This is a genomic window from Undibacterium sp. GrIS 1.2 (assembly GCF_040544435.1).
In the GTDB taxonomy this organism is placed as follows: domain Bacteria; phylum Pseudomonadota; class Gammaproteobacteria; order Burkholderiales; family Burkholderiaceae_D; genus Undibacterium.
Genome location: NZ_JBEONP010000003.1, coordinates 1 through 18214, shown reverse-complemented (window position 1 = coordinate 18214; position 18214 = coordinate 1). Strand labels below are relative to the sequence as shown.

The 18214-nt window shown below is 46.7% G+C and carries 15 protein-coding genes and 1 pseudogene; 10 read left to right on the top strand and 6 right to left on the bottom strand.

What is annotated here, in order from left to right; all coding sequences use genetic code 11:
• Window positions 1-10 precede the first annotated feature (10 nt).
• Both AAKU61_RS01855 and AAKU61_RS01850 read left to right on the top strand, forming a co-directional pair.
• Complete coding sequence (locus AAKU61_RS01855) at window positions 11-448, top strand: hypothetical protein (RefSeq protein WP_354329151.1); 438 nt, start codon at window positions 11-13, stop codon at window positions 446-448.
• 238 nt (window positions 449-686) lie between these two features.
• On the top strand, window positions 687-1157 hold the full coding sequence (locus tag AAKU61_RS01850; protein WP_354329149.1) for a nuclear transport factor 2 family protein: 471 nt from the start codon (window positions 687-689) through the stop codon (window positions 1155-1157).
• Between the two features lie 126 nt (window positions 1158-1283).
• Here AAKU61_RS01850 and AAKU61_RS01845 read toward each other — a convergent pair whose 3' ends face one another.
• Window positions 1284-1529 carry a DUF1161 domain-containing protein gene (locus AAKU61_RS01845; protein ID WP_354329147.1) on the bottom strand — a complete coding sequence of 82 codons (246 nt, stop codon included), beginning with the start codon at window positions 1527-1529 and terminating at the stop codon, window positions 1284-1286.
• A 458-nt stretch (window positions 1530-1987) separates the two neighbouring features.
• On the opposite strand from AAKU61_RS01845, the gene AAKU61_RS01840 reads away from it, so the two are divergent.
• Window positions 1988-4198, top strand: a complete 2211-nt coding sequence (locus AAKU61_RS01840) for an ATP-binding protein (protein ID WP_354329145.1) — start codon at window positions 1988-1990, stop codon at window positions 4196-4198.
• Here AAKU61_RS01840 and AAKU61_RS01835 read toward each other — a convergent pair.
• Both AAKU61_RS01835 and AAKU61_RS01830 read right to left on the bottom strand, forming a co-directional pair.
• Window positions 4190-5410 (bottom strand): DUF1501 domain-containing protein, encoded by a 1221-nt coding sequence (locus AAKU61_RS01835; RefSeq protein ID WP_354329143.1) that lies wholly within the window; start codon window positions 5408-5410, stop codon window positions 4190-4192. The two genes, AAKU61_RS01840 and AAKU61_RS01835, sit on opposite strands and share 9 nt — an antisense overlap.
• Before the next feature lie 103 nt (window positions 5411-5513).
• Window positions 5514-7112, bottom strand: coding sequence for a DUF1800 domain-containing protein (locus AAKU61_RS01830; protein WP_354329141.1), 1599 nt, complete (start codon window positions 7110-7112; stop codon window positions 5514-5516).
• Window positions 7113-7431: 319 nt separating this feature from the next.
• Between AAKU61_RS01830 and AAKU61_RS01825 the strand changes: the two genes are divergently transcribed.
• Together AAKU61_RS01825 and AAKU61_RS01820 are read left to right on the top strand one after the other, a co-directional pair.
• Window positions 7432-8571: a serine hydrolase domain-containing protein gene (locus tag AAKU61_RS01825; protein ID WP_354329139.1), complete on the top strand. Its 1140-nt coding sequence runs from the start codon at window positions 7432-7434 to the stop codon at window positions 8569-8571.
• 190 nt (window positions 8572-8761) lie between these two features.
• Window positions 8762-9343 carry a histidine phosphatase family protein gene (locus AAKU61_RS01820; protein WP_354329137.1) on the top strand — a complete coding sequence of 194 codons (582 nt, stop codon included), beginning with the start codon at window positions 8762-8764 and terminating at the stop codon, window positions 9341-9343.
• Between the two features lie 10 nt (window positions 9344-9353).
• Here the strand turns inward: AAKU61_RS01820 and AAKU61_RS01815 are convergent, their stop codons facing one another.
• Together AAKU61_RS01815 and AAKU61_RS01810 are read right to left on the bottom strand one after the other, a co-directional pair.
• A complete protein-coding gene (locus AAKU61_RS01815) occupies window positions 9354-10133 on the bottom strand; it encodes a DUF2076 domain-containing protein (protein ID WP_354329135.1) in 780 nt (259 codons plus the stop codon).
• A gap of 157 nt (window positions 10134-10290) precedes the next feature.
• A pseudogene (locus AAKU61_RS01810) lies at window positions 10291-11580 on the bottom strand (YifB family Mg chelatase-like AAA ATPase); the annotation flags it as partial.
• Window positions 11581-11685: 105 nt separating this feature from the next.
• On the opposite strand from AAKU61_RS01810, the gene AAKU61_RS01805 reads away from it, so the two are divergent.
• Entirely contained in the window at window positions 11686-11865 is a 180-nt protein-coding gene (locus AAKU61_RS01805; RefSeq protein WP_354329133.1) for a hypothetical protein, read from the top strand.
• Between the two features lie 25 nt (window positions 11866-11890).
• Here the strand turns inward: AAKU61_RS01805 and AAKU61_RS01800 are convergent, their stop codons facing one another.
• Window positions 11891-12877, bottom strand: a complete 987-nt coding sequence (locus tag AAKU61_RS01800) for a hypothetical protein (protein ID WP_354329131.1) — start codon at window positions 12875-12877, stop codon at window positions 11891-11893.
• A 107-nt stretch (window positions 12878-12984) separates the two neighbouring features.
• Between AAKU61_RS01800 and AAKU61_RS01795 the strand changes: the two genes are divergently transcribed.
• The 4 genes from AAKU61_RS01795 to AAKU61_RS01780 are packed head-to-tail and all read left to right on the top strand — an operon-like array spanning window position 12985 to window position 17687.
• Window positions 12985-13731: a TnsA endonuclease N-terminal domain-containing protein gene (locus AAKU61_RS01795; protein WP_354329128.1), complete on the top strand. Its 747-nt coding sequence runs from the start codon at window positions 12985-12987 to the stop codon at window positions 13729-13731.
• Window positions 13731-15614 (top strand): TnsB C-terminal domain-containing protein, encoded by a 1884-nt coding sequence (locus tag AAKU61_RS01790; RefSeq protein WP_354329126.1) that lies wholly within the window; start codon window positions 13731-13733, stop codon window positions 15612-15614. Before AAKU61_RS01795 ends, AAKU61_RS01790 begins: the two co-directional genes overlap by 1 nt.
• Before the next feature lie 7 nt (window positions 15615-15621).
• Entirely contained in the window at window positions 15622-16488 is an 867-nt protein-coding gene (locus tag AAKU61_RS01785) for a TniB family NTP-binding protein (RefSeq protein ID WP_354329124.1), read from the top strand.
• A gap of 5 nt (window positions 16489-16493) precedes the next feature.
• On the top strand, window positions 16494-17687 hold the full coding sequence (locus tag AAKU61_RS01780) for a TniQ family protein (RefSeq protein ID WP_354329122.1): 1194 nt from the start codon (window positions 16494-16496) through the stop codon (window positions 17685-17687).
• Window positions 17688-18214 lie beyond the last annotated feature (527 nt).

The window sequence follows — 18214 nt, the reverse complement described above, 5'->3', positions numbered from 1 at the left end:
ATTTGTTACCATGCAGCTATCCCCATATCTGATCGGTGCTGCGATGTCACTTCGTTCCTCTCTTTGCCTCGGCGTTTGCGCTTTGACTTTGCTGGCGGGTTGCGATCGCCTTGGGCTACCTGATCCCGCTAAAGAGGCCGCCGCCAAAGAGGCCGATGGCCGTGCCACTGGCGGCGCATGTCGTCATTCTGGCCGTGCGCTGGAAGATTGTTATGTGCTTAATCCCGAGGCGTCCAGGTCTGCTGTGTATGCCGGTTGGAAAGAGATGAGTGACTACATGCGCGAAAATAAAATTGACACCGTCAAGCCAGAGAAGGTAGACGCAGAGGCGCATGCCAAGATGGAAGCGGGTGCAAGTGCCTCGGCCAGCGCACCTTCCGCCAGCGCATCGGCATCGGACAGTGCTAGCGAAAGTGCTAGTGCCAAAGGCAAATCCGCCAAGCATTAAGTGGTGGTCGGTGGAATAAACCTGATTTGCCGACACGGCATGATTGCTGGCGATGCATCAAAATATTTATCTACGTAAAATAGATACTCCTATACAGTATTTTAAGGTGTCCATATAATCATTGGTCAGTAAGGCGATTTCTGTAAAATAAAGGGGGAGTATATAAAATTCACCCCATGAATCATGACCAAGGATGTAGTCAAACCAGCCGTGCCCTGATCCGCTAAAAGGAAATCCCATGCATCCGAATGCCCAATTAATCACCCAGTTTTATACCGCCTTCCAGCGTCTGGATGCCGAAGCGATGGCGGCTTGCTATGCCGCTGACGTGATTTTTTCTGATCCGGTTTTCCCTTCTTTGCAGGGTGCAGAGGCGGCGGATATGTGGCGCATGCTAACTAGCAAAGCGCAGAATTTTTCTGTCGTGTTTGACGGTATCTCAGCCGACGATCAGCGCGGGCAGGCGCATTGGGTGGCAACTTACACGTTCTCGCAAACTGGTAACACAGTGATCAATGATATTCATGCCAGCTTTGCTCTCCGCGATGGCAAAATCGTACAGCACACAGATCAGTTTGATTTATGGAAATGGTCGCGCCAGGCTTTGGGTTTGAAAGGCTGGTTACTGGGCTGGACGCCGCTGGTGAAAAATGCCGTGCAAGCCCAGGCTGCCAAAGGCTTGGCGATTTTCCGTGGCAAGCGCAGCTAATTGAGCTGAACTAGCGTAGATATCTGGCAGCCCGATTTGTCGGTGTAGAAGTCAGGACTTACGCAAAACCGTCCCAATTGCGTAAGTCCTACAAAGTTTGTTTTGCAAACCGGCTTACCTGAGACGCTATTCCATGACGTCAGCTTTGTGAGATTTTTGGTAAATGATTTTTTTACGTCCACCGTCACAGCTTGCGACCACTCGGTTTTTGGTTTCTGTATCTGCACTGACTACTTGCAGCCTATAGTTTTTAACCCCTTTCCCCTCCAGCTTTGCTTCAATCTTTTCTTTGATTTCTGCACAAGGTGTGATGGCTGCCATGCCAGAGGCAGAAACCAACGTCAGGCTGCTTGCTAAGATAAGTTTTTTCATTGAACACGCTCCTTGTAATTGTCAGGATTTGGGCAACATTGTTTTTGTGATGTTGCGCAAGCCCCATGTGGATGGATCTGTGATTTTAACTCTTGCCCTCAGTGCAACAATGGCACATAAATCTGGCTGCGACAATCACTTGTGATTATTTGTGATTATTTGTGATTATTCATGATGCTTAGATGGTAAAAACGTATCATTTCTACCTATTAGGATTTTGTGGAAGTACTGCCTGTTTCTAACCCTTCTAAAAAATGAGCGCTCGCTTGATACCGATAAGTGACGGGTGCTTGATGTGCAGTTGATGTGCCGGCGACAGTCCGTTGATACTCATTATTATCGGTTCATCCACTGTTTTTACTATTCATGCTGACTATCCAATCTGAATCCGCATGAGTCGGTGTACGATAGCGAAAGTCGATGATAAATTTTTGTGCTGCCAGGATAAAACCATTCGAATGAAAAGTAACGGAAAACAGACCAGTCGTTTGGCTGCCGCACTTGGCATTTTTCTGGTGCTGACGATTATCGTTTCTGCCGTTGCCTCCATCTGGGTATTGCGCGGTCAAGAGGTTGAGAAATGGCAAAAGCAGACCGAGGCATTCAGCCTGATGCTGGCCGAAAATACGGCCCAGCAAATGGGCACTGCCTACCTCGCTTTAGATAATGTGGTTGAGCGGATACAGGACCGCTGGACTATCGATTCTGAGTATTTAAATACCCATGTCAACACACTGGAGTTTCATCAAGTATTGGCTGAAAAAAAGAAGTTGTCGCCGCAGATCGATGTGATTTTTATACTTGATGCTGATGGTAATTTGATTGCCAATTCACGTAGTTTCCCCTCCGTTACAATCAACGGTGCCGATCGCGATTATTTTGTCGCACAAAAAAATGACGCTAGTCTTAAAGAGTACGTCAGTACCTCCACACGCAATAAAGCCACTGGTCAATGGACATTTTTTATCAGTCGTCGCTTAACGGGCAGCGATGGCGAGTTTATTGGTATCGCTGCTATTGGTGTGTCGCCCTCCTTTTATTCCAGTTTTTACGAAAAAATTAGTATCGGTGGCCGTGCCGCGGTGACTTTGTTCCGCGATGATTTTACCTTTCTGACACGTTGGCCAGAGCGTGATGATCTGATGGGTAAGCGCAGCCTGACGGGTAGCACCTACCAGTTAGTACATGATCAAAAAAAGAAATCCGGTGTGATCATTACCAATACTGAACGAATGGCAGACGGTGGAAAGCCTCTGATGCGTATGGCGGCGATCCAGACACTGGATAAATATCCTTTGATCATTAATTTTTCGATTGAGGAAGAGCTTTATCTCACAGACTGGCGCCGCACCAGCGGCGTGATTGTTACCGTAGCTTTGGGCGGTGTGATCGCGGTCATCATGGCGTTTACTTTATTGCTTAGTTTGTTAAAACGGCGCGAAATTGATTTAGAAATTACCAAAGAATTAAAGCGTCAGGCCGAAGTGATCAACCGTAATCAAGCGACTTTATTACAAGATCTGACGCAGCAAAAAAGGGAGTTAAAAGAGTCGTCTGACCGCTTTCTGGCGGTATTTCAAAACGCAGCCGATGGCATCATCATGGTCGATGAGAACGGTAATATTGAAACCTCCAATCCAGCTGCTTTAGCGATGTATGGGTATGATCCTGAAGATGTCGTTGGCAAGCACGGAGAGTTTTTTGCGCCGCCTGATAGTAAGGATTTGATGGCGCTGGCGATGAGTTATCCCGAGTTTGTGAGTTCAGGGATGATTTATCTGGAGGCCGAGCGCATGCGTAAAGATGGCAGCTTATTTCCGGCGGAATTATCAATCAGTGAGTATCAGCTATCGGGACATCGCAAACTGATCGTCATCGTGCGTGACATCAGCGAGCGACGCAAGATGGAGAAGATGAAGAGTGAATTTATCTCTACCGTCAGCCATGAGTTGCGCACACCGCTAACCTCGATACGCGGCTCGTTAAGTTTGCTGCTAGGCGGCGTGGTTGGTGCCATTCCAGAAAAAGCGCAGATGCTAATTACGATTGCACATAAAAATAGTGAAAGCCTGACGCGCTTAATTAATGATTTATTAGATAGCCAAAAAATCGAAGCGGGCAAAATGGATTTTTCTTTCCAGACTTTGCCATTACGTGACTTATTAACCAGCGCGGTACAAACCAACCAGGCATTTGCTCAAAACTTGGGCGTGCGGATTGCGCTGAGCGAAGAGATTCCAGCGGTATCGGTCAATGTAGACGAGGGACGGTTTCAGCAAGTGATGGCTAATCTATTGTCAAACGCCTGTAAATATTCACCCAAGGGCGCGGATGTAAAACTCCTGGTGAAGTTATCTGCGGTGAATAAAGTGCGGGTAGAAGTGATCGATCAGGGTAGCGGTATTCCTGAAGATTTCCGCGAGCGGATTTTTCAAAAATTCTCGCAGGCAGATTCTTCTGATACCCGTGCCAAAGGTGGCACGGGACTGGGTCTGGCGATCACCCAGGCGATCATGCATCAAATGCATGGCGAGATCGGATATGAAGGCCAGCACGCAGAAGCGGGGACATGTTTTTATATTGAATTACCGATCTCGTCCTTGGCTTTGCCATCGCCCATGTCACCTTCGTCAAACTCACCACCAACTGCCGATCCAGCATCAGACTAAGCCGATATTACGTGCTTTGACGCCGGCAAATACATGATCCAACTGGCTGGCATTCAAGCCGTAAATACCTGCGAATAATCCGCCTAAGACGGCACGATATTCATTCAATACGGGGTAATCGCGGTTTTGGAATAATTTGGGTTGTTCCAGCTGAATTTGCTCACCGGCGACCTGGCCGCCTTTGATGCCACCGCCCAATACCCAGTACACACTGCCATGGCCATGATCGGTGCCGCGCTTGCCGTTTTCGCGGAAAGTACGACCAAATTCACTTAGCACCACCACCGTCGTATTGCGCCAAGCGTCGCCCATTTCTTGCTGATACGCGACCAGTCCGCGCCCCAGCTCATCAAACTTGCTGGCTAATGTGCCGCTGGCACCGCCTTGATTGACGTGGGTATCCCAACCACCGACATCGACAAAGCCGAGAGCATATTTTTCTCGCATCATTTTGGCGATGCGTCTTGCTTCCAGTTCAAAGCCCTTGGTCGAGATTGCATTGCGGTTAGCTGAATTCATCTCTTCTTGCATCTCGCGCGAGACTTCTTCGCGCACCGCAAAGCCTTCGGTGACTTGCTGCGCCAGACCGGTCTGGCTATACATTTGCGTAATGATTTTACTCTGGCGATTATCCACATTCGACTTGCCGGGCGACCTTAGCGACGTGTTGGCAATACGCGCCTTGCCTTGCATAACGATCGGTAATTGATCGGTGAATGACATTGCTGGCGCACCATTCAACACATCTGCCAGACGGTTTAAAAAACCCGAATGAAAATTACGTGTACCAACCAAAGGCTGCCCCAGTTCTATGCTGTCCTGAGTTTCAAAATGGCTGCGCGAGAGATCATCCGTACCCGCAAATGGGATAAAGGCGGCTTCTCCTTTTTGATATAAAGGATAAATGCTGTCGCGCAAAGCCGGGTGCAAGCCCCAGTCCGCATTCAGTTCCAATGCTGCATTGAGTTCTGTACTGATGCCCGTAGTATTTCCTGAACTGCTTCCACTCATCGGACGGGCGATGGCGATATTGGGACGCGCTTCGTAATAAAAATTACTCGATGTCGGGATCAATAAGTTACTGGCATCGTAACCTCCACGCAAAAATACAATGAGTAAGCGGTTTTGGGTGGCTGGTGCGGCAAACAGGCTGCTACTGATACTGGTGGCAGACAGTGCGGCAAATGCTTTGAGTAGATCACGACGGTTCATGATAATTCCTTTGTACTGGTGTGCTGATATCGGTCGGCTACGTTATTTGGACTGCGCACCCGACAAATTTTTTGTCAATCGTGTAGTGAAACCGTGTAGCAAATCACCGACGCATCATCTCTGGAGATGCCAGAAAAAACGCGTTCCATTCTTGTGGCGAATTGGCTTGCATCAATGCTTGTTGCGTTCCCACGCTGAAGCTATTCGCCCAATTTTTGACATAAGGTGAGTTAACTAATGCAGGTTGCGGCGGGCGCGGCGGTGCCGCTTGATTATCTATTTTGAATAAGCCAGGATTGTTGTTTGCCAGCGATTTTGCGACATCAAAACGCATGGTCATTTGCCCCGGGCTGGCCCAAGCGCTTTCTTGCATGGAATAGCCATCGGGGGTTTGCCGACCATTAGTCTGCTGCCCCAGCATATTGAGCCAATTCAGCATCGGGCCAGTGTTCATGATGGGATTGCCGTCGTAAGCCAGGCGTATTGAAGAGACGACATAATGCATAGGGTCTTTAAACTTATTCCCCAGCGAGGCGATAAATTCTGGCGACTCAAACATACTGCGCAAGACTGCTGGAATATTGCCATCAGTTTGTAAAAACCGTTGCGCCATTTTGGATACCAGAGCATCGGACGGTGTATCCGAGACAAAATAAATCGCAAGTTTGCGGCTGATAAATTGCGCCGTTGCAGGCTGGCGACTGAGCAAGGTGATGACTTCATCCAACTCTGGTAAGCCGCGACCATGCACGACTTTGTTAAGTATTTTTTTATCGCCAAAATCGTGGCGCTGTGGGTTAAATTCAAAAATGCCATTGCGTACATACAGTCGTTGCAATTCAGCCTTCATCTTCGGTGTGTCCGGATTTTGGTTGACCCCAAATCCAGTAAGCACTCGCGCAAGTTCTTGCACATCGCCTTGGGAGTAGCCGCTGCCGACACCCATGGTGTGCAGCTCCATCAACTCTCTGGCGTAGTTTTCGTTGATACGATTGACCGCATTTTGATCATTATCTAGATAACGCAACATCGCCGGATGCAATACCGTGGCGCGTAATAAATCATGGAAATTGCCCAAAGCATTGGGCCGAATCGCACGCTCTTCAAAGTCGCCCAACAAGGCGCGTTCGTTGGCTTTGCCGTTATGAATATTAAAATGATTCATCCAAAACCAGCTCATCTGTTCTTGCAATTGGTTTTGTGAATACACTGCGCGCAATAGCGATCTGGTTGCGGCCTCTTTCGCCAGACGGGATAATTCTTGTTGGTAATCTTTGCCTAGCGTGTCGTCAATACCCTTTTGTTTTTCTGCGGTGATACGACGGGTTTCCAGATCTTGCATTAACTGGTCAAAAGGCCGCTGGGTAATCGTCATACTATCAATTTGTGCCTGTATTGCTGGCGGCAAGATGGCAACACGGCCACGCAATTGCTGGTCAAGGTAACGATCCATGCCCGCCGCGCGCAATTCTTGTGAGGAGGAGGCATTGGCGCCCCAGGTAATGCGGTTGAGTAGTTTGTCTGGATCTACGTGTGCCGCTTCCAGCACATGACTTACGGGGGCGTTATTAACTTGAGTGGTTTGGTTTTGCGGCGTATTCGCGCAGCTTGCCAGTAATAATAGTGAGCCTAAGCCGGCGATGTTGGTGATGTTAGCGAGCTTGATCCCGTAGCGCGCCAGAGTGAGAGAATTTGTTGTCATGATCGACCTTCGTAAATCGATAATCAGATGAAATTAAACTGATGTGAACTTGCTACCCGCCCGCTTTGCAGTATTTGCGTCTGGTATAGAAAGCGACTTTGCCGTCTAGTTACAACGCAGCACAAGGAAAAAAGTTATCATGGTTTTCTCGCTGAATCTGCAAATTTAGTAACAGGCTGTAACTCGGCTGCAACTCGGCTGTAACTCAGTTGTGGTTCAGTTGTGGCTCGGTTGTGGCTAGGCTAGGGCGGTTTGCGTAAGTCCTGATGACGTAACATAGCAGCCGCCAGTTGATCTTTTAATCTTGTCTGGAGTCGCCATGTCAGGTCTGATGAAGTCCCGAAAAAAGCTTTTTTTAGTCACAAGCATATGCGTTAGCGCTTTATTATCTTTGTCGTCGGTCTCTCCTTTATCTTTGGCAGCGCCCAATACCGCATCTGATCCAGCCCTAAATCCCGGGCTTGAGGCCGCAGTCAGCAAATTAGAGGCCGACGGATTTAAGGGCTTGGTATTAGCTGCGCACGGCGATCAGGTCTTGTTAGAGAAAGTCGTCGGCGAGCCGCAAACCGGGCAGCCTGCCTTGAGTAAAGATAGCGTGTTTCGATATGCCTCGATTACCAAGCTATTCACCTCGGTCATGGTGATGCAGCAGGTGGATGCCGGTAAGCTGGCGTTGGATATGCCGCTCGGCAAATTCTGGCCGGATTTCCCCAACGAGGCAGCGCGGGCAATCACCCTCCGGCAGTTTATGTTGCACATGTCTGGCTTGCCTAATCCAGATAAGTTACCGCAGTTTTATTTTGCCCGTACGCCAGCATCCGGTGACATGCAACTGAGCGCTACGACGGTCTGCGCCGCGCCTTTGCAGCGCGCGCCGGGCGAAGCATTTGATTACAATAATTGCGATTTTATCGTCTTAGGTGCACTGCTAGAAAAAGTCACTGGCATCAAATATCAAAAGTTATTGCAGCAAAAGATATTCAATCCCGCCAAAATGACCCATTCCGGTATGTACAGTCCGCCAAATTACGACGATCTAAGCCATGTGCATGGCATCGTCAGCGGCAATCCAGAAATCCCCATCAACTTTGCCAGCTACGGTGCCGCAGGCGCGACTTTTGGGACGTTGCGGGATTTATTGGCTTTTGATCAGGCCTTTAGCCGGGGTAGGTTATTCTCCCCAGCCAGCCGGGCTGAGATGGTGAAACCGAATGCCGTTGGCGGCGCTTTGGGCGTCTGGTCTTATCCATTTTCTGCCAAGGCGGATAAACCCGCCAGCATGATCGTCGAGCGCCAAGGCTGGATAGGTGGCATCCGCACACTCAATTTGATAGACATCAAAAACGAAGCTTACCTGATCATGATCAGCACCAACGGCGATGTCGATTTAAGCCAGACCTGGGCCAACAAAGGTCCGGCGGCAGGCTTGTTGCAGGCGACTTTGCTGGCGATTCCATAATTGGGTAAAAACAGAGCAGATGAATATACTCCCCTTATTTTTTTGTAAAATTGGCTTATTGTCCAGACTTTATATGGATAGTATAAATATACCTATAGGGAGTATATTTTTTGATATAGAGATTTATTGACAGATTTTGATTCAAAACCAGATTATTAGAGAACCACCGAGGAAGCGATTACTCCTAATTTTGACACTCTTTTTCGCAGGTAATGCCTGTTGCCAAACCAATGAGCCAGCTCCGCAGCCAACTCAAAAGCTTGCAGCTAAGTTAGCAACTAAGTTAGCTAGCCCCGACTATTTATTAATGATGCGTCATACCAGAGCGCCCGGCGTCGGTGATCCTGCCAATTTCAAGCTGGGCGATTGTAAGACGCAAAGAAACCTCAGCGATGAAGGTATCACCCAGGCAAAAAGAATTGGTCAGTGGTTAAAACAGCAGGGCATACAAACTGCGGCGGTGTATGCGAGTCCTTGGTGCCGGACAAACGATACGGCGCGTCTATTGGGTTTTGGACCAGTCACACCAGAAAACGCGCTGGCATCGACTTTTGAAGAGAAGAATAGTGCGGCCTTAGCGCCCAGTGATTTACCGACGTTTATTCAAAGCGCGATCAAAACCAAAGGCTCAAAAGCGTTGATTCTGGTCACGCATCAAGTCAATATCTCGGCGTATTCTGGGGTAGATACCGCCGCCGGTGAGATGGTATTAATTAAGCTGGATCAAAACGGGAAAATGCTTTCCCGCGAGGTTTATCCGAGACCTGATTAAGCGCTCCAGCTTAAATATCATCCAAGATATCAGCACCAGCGTTGTCGTCCATGCTGCTGATATCGTCAATTCCGCTGGCATCGGCCAAACTGTTGCTGTCATGGTTGCTGCTATTGCTGTTATCGGCAGCAGTTTTATCTTCACTAAAGGAATTCGGGATTAATCCGCTGTCAGCATTACTGAGGCTGGCTGCCGGGTTGGTTTCTCGGTTCGTTCCTGCATTCATTCCGTGATGGTTGCCAACTAAATTCTCTATTCCCTGAAACAAAAACGCGCCTGCTGCAACACCAGCAGCAGTTGCCGCAACGGTACCCAGCATATTGCCGGCATTGCCGCCGAAGAAGCCTGAACTTGGCGCAGATGCCATCGGATTCGCAAATGCGGGTGCCAGAGCTGGCGCGGTCGGGTTTGCCAGCGGCGTTCCGTTTGTTCCGCTGGTCCCATTGATGGAGGTAGTTGCTGACGGCGAGCTGGTCGGTGAGTTTATTGGGGGACTACTGACGCTATTGCCCCAGGCCGTATTGGTGGCTTGCAAAAATCCACCGGCAGTATTGCCACGCGTGGCTTTGAGTTCCGCGTTTTCCGCTTGTAACTGCGCGATCTGGCTTTGCGCGTTGGTCACCGCTTGTTCCAGCAACAAACTGCGCTGCACCAACAAATAAGCCGCATCCGGCTGGCGTGCAGTGGCATCGGCAATCATGCTTTGTGCCTGCTGATCCTTATTCAAGGCCTGGGTTTGCACCAGTTGCGTTAAAAAAGTTTGCAATAATTGAATTTCGCTGGGGGACATGAATTGCTCCTTGGAGAGGTGTGCGCAGGGTAATAGAGTAAATGCGGTGCATACGATGAGACTTATCTTGCTGCGAAGGGGCGCATTTCAAGGGACAAGCCTGAATTCACTGTTTCCAGCCAGTTCTTAATTCGCCCCCAACGTTCTTCAGCGATCTTCAGCGCTCTTTTAAAGCCCTGCGATACTGGATCGCCTCAGCAACATGTGGCTGACCTATTTGCGCGACGTTGGCAAGATCGGCAATCGTACGCGCTACTTTTAGCACCCGATGGTAGGCACGCGCTGACCAGTTAAGTTTGATCATGGCATTTCGCAACAGTTGTTCGGCAGCTTGGTCGGGCTGACAATACTGATCAATCTCTGTCGTCGATAAATGGTTGTTGGTTTTGCCTTGGCGCACAATTTGCCGCTCAAAAGCCGCCTCAACCCGCGCATGAATTGCGGCAGTCGTTTCGCCATCCGCTTGTTTCAATAAATCCTGATGAGGCAATGCACCGACCTGGATTTGCATATCGATACGATCCAATAAAGGACCAGAAATTTTGTCCTGATAACGAGCGATATTGTCCGGTGTGCAGCGGCATTTGCCATTGGCATGTCCAAAGTATCCGCATGGGCAGGGATTCATCGCAGCGATGAGTTGGAACTTAGCCGGAAAATCCGCTTGTCGCGCCGCGCGTGAAATCGTGATATGACCAGACTCCAGCGGCTCACGCAAGACCTCTAAAACACGACGGTCAAACTCAGGCAGCTCGTCTAAAAATAAAACACCGCGATGAGCGAGCGAGATTTCTCCGGGGCGCGGGACGCCACCTCCGCCAACTAATGCAACCCCAGATGCTGTGTGATGCGGCGACCTAAAAGGGCGATTCTTCCATTTAGAGACCGAGAAGCCGCTTGTCAAGGATTGCACCGCGGCAGATTCCAATGCTTCCTGGTCGGTCATGCTCGGCAAAATTCCGGGGAAACGCGCTGCCAACATGGATTTTCCAGTACCTGGCGGACCCACCATCAAGACACTATGCATGCCTGCTGCGGCAACTTCTAAAGCGCGCTTGGCTTGCAGTTGCCCTTTCACTTCCATAAAGTCGGGATAAGGCTGACGTTGCGTGACCGTAGTCACCTGATGCGGCTTGAGCTTTGCCGCTGCGTCAAATCCGGCGAAGTGGGCGCACACCTGTAATAGCGAATCCGCAGGATAAATGGTGGCGTCTTTGACCAGTGCGGCCTCATCCGCGTTAGCGCGAGGCAAAATAAAAGCACGTGGATTTTGGGTATTTTTACAAATCGCAAATGTCATCGCTAGCGCACCACGGATAGGGCGCAACTCTCCAGACAACGATAATTCCCCTGCAAATTCATACTGATCTAAAGCATCACCCGGGATTTGACCAGACGCAGCCAAAATGCCTAGAGCAATCGGCAAATCAAACCGACCAGATTCTTTATGTGAAAAATATTACTAAATGAGAACGACACAACGCTATTTGCGAATGCATTGCAATTAGCGTTGAATTTCAGACTTGTTTTACTTTTTTATTAAGGAATCTATATGAACAAAGATATAACTACAAAGCAAGATGTTCTCAATTTGGCAGACGCAAGCAACGAGTTGTGCACAGCAATTGAGATATTTAAACTTGCCCATCCAGATAGTGACAGTCTTGCATGGAAAAATCTTTGCAAGCAAAAAGAACTGCTTTGGAACTTACTTCCCAAATTTGGCTATTAAAGGCTAAGTGATGAAGACAGTTATTTTAATCGCCAAGGGTTTCTGGTTTTTCTGGAATATCCCATTCAGGAACAACAGCGATCAAATTGGGATCATCAATTTCAAATCGAGCGACGGTCTTTGTCACTTGTATTGGATGCGTTGTGTAGAAAAAACACCAAGCAATAGCATTTGCCTCGACAACATCGTTCAGCGTCCCCATCAATGCTCTGTCATTTTCATTCAACCATTTTTTGGTGAGTTTAATTTCAGCCGAAGTAGTTTTGCTAGTTTTCTTACCATCCAGGCGTATTTTGGAGTGAAATTTCAACAGGTATACGTAGTCAAGCTCAACTATAGAAACCTTCCCCCGGTAAATTCTTTGTCGTTGCAAACTGGGATGGAAACCAAGGACTGGTATGCAAATACTATAAAAATTTCCCCCAGCAATATTTTTTATTTCAAGCGGAATATCCTTGCGAGCATGTTCAGTAAGCGACAAATAGGTCACTGCCACTTGCAACATGAATTTAGAAGTCGTTGGGCGTTGCGTGTCCGAAGCGTCTCCTCCTTTCGCCGACCCCGATCCACTCCCATTTCGCTCTTTCGGTTCAAGCGTTTCCTCGTTCTCAGTGGTTTTTGGTTTCGAGCTGCTACTTTTTTTCCCTCTTGGATCAAAGACAAAACCCGAACTGGCCACAACGGAACTCGCTTTACTTGCCGGGATATTTTTTTTGATTTTGGAGTTCGATGTCTTAACGTCCGGTCTCGTTATCCAAGTACAGGTGGCGATATGAGGATATGCAGCGTGTCCGCGGAAATACGGGGACTTAAACTTCTCTCCAAAAGCATCGACTCGGTCATACAACGCAGCGACGACCAAAGTAATTTTTTCATTGCGACATTTTGGGTCACCGCACCAAAAGGTGAACCGCTTCCTTTTACCCTCTGGCTGTTTGAAAAACTCTATATGAGCCTCTTCAAGAGTGATATTTCGTTCAAGCTCTACACAATACCCAACAGCTTTTGTCATACAAAAGCTCCTTTGAAATTCAAACCTATTTAAATGCCCAATGAAAATATACAATATGAAAAATACCATATTATTTGTAAAGAGCGTTCAACCAAGCATCAGAAATTGTGAACCAAAACCTGTCCAAGCAGTGGCAATCCTCAGATGGAATTGAGGGGTTATTCATGCCAAAACGAATAATTGGCCCTAGCCATTACAGCGCTACTGGGCGAGTATCGTCACATAAAAATGGTTTAAGTCGAGACGCAGAATCGGGATTGGAACAGGATTTCTTAGTATTACTTGAGTTTGATAACCAAGTAGCTCGTTACGCTGTGCAACCAATCACCATTCAATGGGAAACCAAGGAAGGTCAATTAAGAAAATATACGCCAGATATTTTGGTTCTTTATCATACGAAAATGGTGGATTCTCTTCCGATTTTTCCACCAACAATATTTGAGGTCAAGCCGAGAAAAATATTGAAACGCGACTGGGAAGTCTTTAAACCAAAATTTAAAGCAGCAATGGCGTGGGCGCGAGAAAATGGTTTTCGATTTAAATTGATTACAGACGAGCAAATATGGACACCGTATCTCGAGAACGTACGTTTCCTCACTCGATATAGAGAGAATAGTTCGACTAAAAACGAAGTGTTTGATCGGAGCAGACACATTGCTTTGCGTGAGGCACTTCGCAAATTAGAGCTGGCAACTCCTCAATCATTATTATCCTTCCTTACCGAGTCGCGTCAATTCAGGTTGGAACTTATTCCGATGATTTGGCAATTGATGCACTCAGGGGTCATTGCTGCAGATTTAACTAAACCACTGAATATGAATACTGCCATTTGGCTAAAAAAGCAGGTACGCTAATGAATATGCCTTCTCCAGAGCTATACCCAGGTAGTGTTGTTGAAAAAGACGGTGTTACCTACTGTATAAGAAGGATTAGTGCGCGAAAAAAAACTATAACAGCAGTAAACATTGATGGTGATTTAACAGATGAATTCAATTTTACCCTTGAACAATTTGGTAACTCACGGATTGCAAAAAGCTCGAATCCAGAATTCGACTTAGATGAAATTAATCCGGAGGATTGGGAGCAAGCGTTAGAACATTTCCGCTTAACAAGGCCGTTATTCGCTGTTGGCTCAAGAACAAAACAAGATGTAATGAAAGTTGCAAATGAGGCACAAGTTAGTGTTTCAACGATTTATCGGTGGATGGATAAATTTTCCAAAACAGCGAGAGTATCCGCCTTTCTTCGGTCGAAGCGGAGCGATCACGGCTCTGTAAGACTGACCCGTGAAGTAGAAGTATTGATTGCCCAATTGGTGAATGAGCAAGTACTGACTAATCAAAAATTAAAGATCTCGAAAGTATTTAGATCATTAACGATACTCTGCCGCGATTTGGGGTATCCGATTCCTCACCCAAATACTTTTTTAAATAGGGTCAGGCGTATCGCACCGCTTACGCTCGCTACAAAAAGACGAGGCAGAAATGCTGCCCTTGCCTTAAGCCCTATTCGCGGATCTATACCTTGGGCAGATACACCTTATAGCCTGATTCAAATTGACCACACCGTAGTTGATCTCATTCTGGTTGATCGTGTTCACCGTGTTCCACTGAAGCGGCCATGGCTTACGCTTTCAATTGACGTCAATACTAGGATGGTCGCTGGCTACTATATTGCCTTCGATCCTCCCGGAGTGTTAGGAACAGGCATTTGCATATCTAACTTGATTCTACCTAAAGACGCTATTTTAGCGAGGTTTGGCATTGACACCTATTGGCCCTGCCAAGGTATTCCAGGAATTATTCATTTAGATAATGCGAGAGAGTTCAGAGGAAATGTACTGAAGATGTCTTGTAATGAATACGGAATCGAGCTGAAATTTAGAAAAATTAAGAAGCCAGAGTACGGCGCTCATATTGAGAGGCTAATGGGTACTTTCATGTCGGAGGTACACGCGCTACCTGGAACAACTTTTTCTAATGTACAAGATCGTGGCGAATATAACTCTGAAAAAGAAGCTGCCATGACTTTGGAGGATTTTGAAAAATGGCTTCTTAATTTGATTCGAGCATATCATCATCGCCCCCATAGCGAACTGGGCATGCCACCAATTCAAAAATATCTGCAGAGCCTAGAGGGTAACGATGACCAACCTGGTATAGGAATGCTACCTACAGTTCAGGATGATGAAAAGCTACGAATCGATTTTCTTCCGCTTGAACGACGCAGTGTTCAACCATATGGAATTTTAGTCGATAAAATATATTACTTCTCTGATGTATTACACCGATGGATCGGTGCTATCGATCCAAAGTCGAGAAGAGAGAAGCGAGAATTTCTTATCCGTAGAGATCCTCGGGATATCAGTTACATCCTATTTTATGATCCCGACTTATGTCGATATTTCAGAGTCCCGTATAAGAATACGTCATTCCCTTCAATCAGCTTATGGGAGCTAAGAGCCATCAATAAATACTTAGCTGACCTAGGTAAGGAGGACGTCGATGAAACTGAAATTTTCAATGCATACAAAGAAATGCAAAGTATCGCAAGTAATGCAGTGAAGCTAACAAAGCGAGAAAAAAGTGCTCGTCTAGCCAACGAGCGCCAACACACCATTGTGACACACCCTACACCTATGTCTAATTCTGGAGCAGCTGAAAAGAATGAAGCTGATTTCTCAACGCTTTCTCTCTCGAAAATAATAACTCCATTTGACGAAGTTGAGGATATTTAGGATAAACATGACTGTTGACGAGATAAGCAATGCAGATCGAATTAAAGCACTCGAGAATCTTTTTTGGATAGGATATCCGAAAGCCGCCGAGATTCGAAATGAGTTAGAGGCATTGCTGCAACATCCTAAAATGCATAGGATGCCGAATATGGCTGTCATTGGAGAAACAAATAACGGCAAAACGATGCTATTAAATAATTTTTATAAAAAGCATGCTGTACCAATCGATCCAATCAACAGAAAAACAATTCTGCCAATCGTCAAAGTACAAATGCCACCTGAGCCAGACGAGAACCGATTCTATGATGTGATTTTAGAGAGACTTTTTGCCAATGAATCCCCTAGAGAGCCCGTGACATCTAAAATAAGTAGGCTAAAAAAATTATTTGATCGACTGGAAACAAGACAGCTCATTTTGGATGAATTTCAGCATTGCTTAGCGGGATCTACGAGCCGCCAGCGAAAATTTCTTAATGCTCTGAAGTATCTTGGTTCAGAAACACAAATCACGATCGTCGCAAGCGGGACTCTGGAAACCTTAAATGCGTTGCAAGCAGACGTACAGATTGCAAATCGCTTTAACACCATGTTTTTACCCAAATGGATATTGAACGATGATCTGCTTCGATTACTGAAGACAATGGAACCTAAGTTAGGGTTAAAAGAAGAGTCTGGATTATCAGACGAAAGACTGGCGTCATTGATATTGGCCGAGTCTCAGGGGACGATCGGAGAAATACATGCATTGCTAAAAGCGCTTGCGAAGTATGCAATTCTCTCAGGGGAGGAAAAAATAAGCGAAAAAATGTTTGTTACATCTACATTAAGATTGGCTAAGTGGCGTAATCCAGCCGATCGAAAGAAAGCGGAATAAACGTCATGTCAGTCGAATGCTGGCTGATGCGACCTAAGCCCTTAGAAGATGAACTTTTGTCTTCTTGGATAGTACGGATTGCGTGGGAGAACGTGGAAAAGCTTGAATCAATGAGCTCAAAATTATGGGGTACTCATAGCCAGGTTTGGAGCAAAGATGTAGATCGCTTTGCCGGTCGATCCGTTATTGATTTGGTTGCTGAAAAATGTGGTGTTTCTATCGCCAGAGCAAATCAAACGTCCTTGCGTACTTATGAGGGTATTTTGTACGAAACACATGGCAATAGAGGCGCTGCCCGGTGGATTATGCCTATTGGTAGCAAAAGTAGAAAGAGATCACTGTTTGGACTCCAATGTTGTCCGCACTGTTTGAAAGAAGATATCGAACCATACTACCGGCGCAACTGGCGTTTGGCGTTCGTTACGATTTGCTCAAAACATAGAACTTTATTAATTGACCGCTGTGATCAATGCGGATCTTCAATTACATTTCACCAATCAGATTTTGGATCGTTTGAATTGCCAGATGACCTGAGAATGACTTTTTGCAAAAAATGCGGGCGAGACTACCGAGACATAGAAGGTCAAATTGTTGTGAGCCACATTTTAGGTCCTTGGGTTGAGTACTTCCAGAAGACCGCGGAAATGGTTATGTTTGATCGTTGGGTTGCCCTAAGTAAAAGGATTGAAGTTCCCTCTGTGATGTTTTTTGAAGGTGTTAGGCATCTTATCCGAACGCTTGGTTCAAATTCTTATGCCAGTAAATTGAGAAGTACCGTTTTAGAAAATTTCAATTTGCCGAGCGCACCTTTAAACTATGTAAACGGCATCTTCTTTGAGCGGCTCGCTTTAACAGAGCGGTTTTTATTGATTGGAATCATGGGTTGGCTGCTAAGCGATTGGCCCGTTCACCTTATAGATTCTGCAAAGAAAGCACGTCTATCCAGTTCTTACTTTCAGATTTACCAAGACCCTGTCCCATATTGGCTTGCAATGCCAATTGAGTGGGATTTAAAAAGAACTTGGTATAAGCCGAATAAACAGGAAATTGAGGCCGTGGTGCGGTATCTTGATGGACAAGGGTTACCGATAAATCGTAATAGTTTAAGAAAATGGTTGGGACGATGGTATGTTTCTAGGCATAAAAAAGAGAAGGTTTGTTGTCTAGATTCCGAGTTTCCATTGCGTAGCCATAATTAGATTTATAAGTGGATAGCTGCGGGTGCACGCTGGGAGTGCTGCACTTACCGCGGTGGGCTATCTGCGTCTGCTGGCGCAAAACATGTCTATAGCGCGGCGTGACGAAGGCGTCTCTGTACTTGAGCCTTGGGCTAAGCGGTTGAAGCATCGCTCGTTGCGATATCACTACTTTTGGTGGCACGGCAAGTAGATGTCGTTGGGCTTTTCGCGCAATTGTCTCCTCGATCAAAACGCCATCAAACAGTCGCTCACGTTGAAACTCTAATGTGATGTGTAGGCTAGTGTTCGCTTGGACTAGTGCGCGTTTCATATGGCAAAGGCGTATATTTCCATTTATTGGAGTAGCCGATCGTTGTCAGCGATTTTTTCGACCGCATAAAACCAGATTGTGTGATTTTACGCATGGAGCGTTGATTGTCTGGTCGATCATTGGTAAGCGTCCGACGCAACCATCTAGCAATGATGAAATGAACGCGCCACACTCCTTCGTTTCAAAGTTAAGGAGAAGGCATGAGCCACGACCCAAT

What these genes read in the sequence shown, in the direction of transcription:
- AAKU61_RS01855 (WP_354329151.1), top strand. Translation starts at nt 11, where the DNA reads ATGCAGCTATCCCCATATCTGATCGGTGCTGCGATGTCACTTCGTTCC.
- AAKU61_RS01850 (WP_354329149.1), top strand. Translation starts at nt 687, where the DNA reads ATGCATCCGAATGCCCAATTAATCACCCAGTTTTATACCGCCTTCCAG.
- AAKU61_RS01845 (WP_354329147.1), bottom strand. Translation starts at nt 1,529, where the DNA reads ATGAAAAAACTTATCTTAGCAAGCAGCCTGACGTTGGTTTCTGCCTCT.
- AAKU61_RS01840 (WP_354329145.1), top strand. Translation starts at nt 1,988, where the DNA reads ATGAAAAGTAACGGAAAACAGACCAGTCGTTTGGCTGCCGCACTTGGC.
- AAKU61_RS01835 (WP_354329143.1), bottom strand. Translation starts at nt 5,410, where the DNA reads ATGAACCGTCGTGATCTACTCAAAGCATTTGCCGCACTGTCTGCCACC.
- AAKU61_RS01830 (WP_354329141.1), bottom strand. Translation starts at nt 7,112, where the DNA reads ATGACAACAAATTCTCTCACTCTGGCGCGCTACGGGATCAAGCTCGCT.
- AAKU61_RS01825 (WP_354329139.1), top strand. Translation starts at nt 7,432, where the DNA reads ATGTCAGGTCTGATGAAGTCCCGAAAAAAGCTTTTTTTAGTCACAAGC.
- AAKU61_RS01815 (WP_354329135.1), bottom strand. Translation starts at nt 10,133, where the DNA reads ATGTCCCCCAGCGAAATTCAATTATTGCAAACTTTTTTAACGCAACTG.
- AAKU61_RS01805 (WP_354329133.1), top strand. Translation starts at nt 11,686, where the DNA reads ATGAACAAAGATATAACTACAAAGCAAGATGTTCTCAATTTGGCAGAC.
- AAKU61_RS01800 (WP_354329131.1), bottom strand. Translation starts at nt 12,877, where the DNA reads ATGACAAAAGCTGTTGGGTATTGTGTAGAGCTTGAACGAAATATCACT.
- AAKU61_RS01790 (WP_354329126.1), top strand. Translation starts at nt 13,731, where the DNA reads ATGAATATGCCTTCTCCAGAGCTATACCCAGGTAGTGTTGTTGAAAAA.
- AAKU61_RS01785 (WP_354329124.1), top strand. Translation starts at nt 15,622, where the DNA reads ATGACTGTTGACGAGATAAGCAATGCAGATCGAATTAAAGCACTCGAG.
- AAKU61_RS01780 (WP_354329122.1), top strand. Translation starts at nt 16,494, where the DNA reads ATGTCAGTCGAATGCTGGCTGATGCGACCTAAGCCCTTAGAAGATGAA.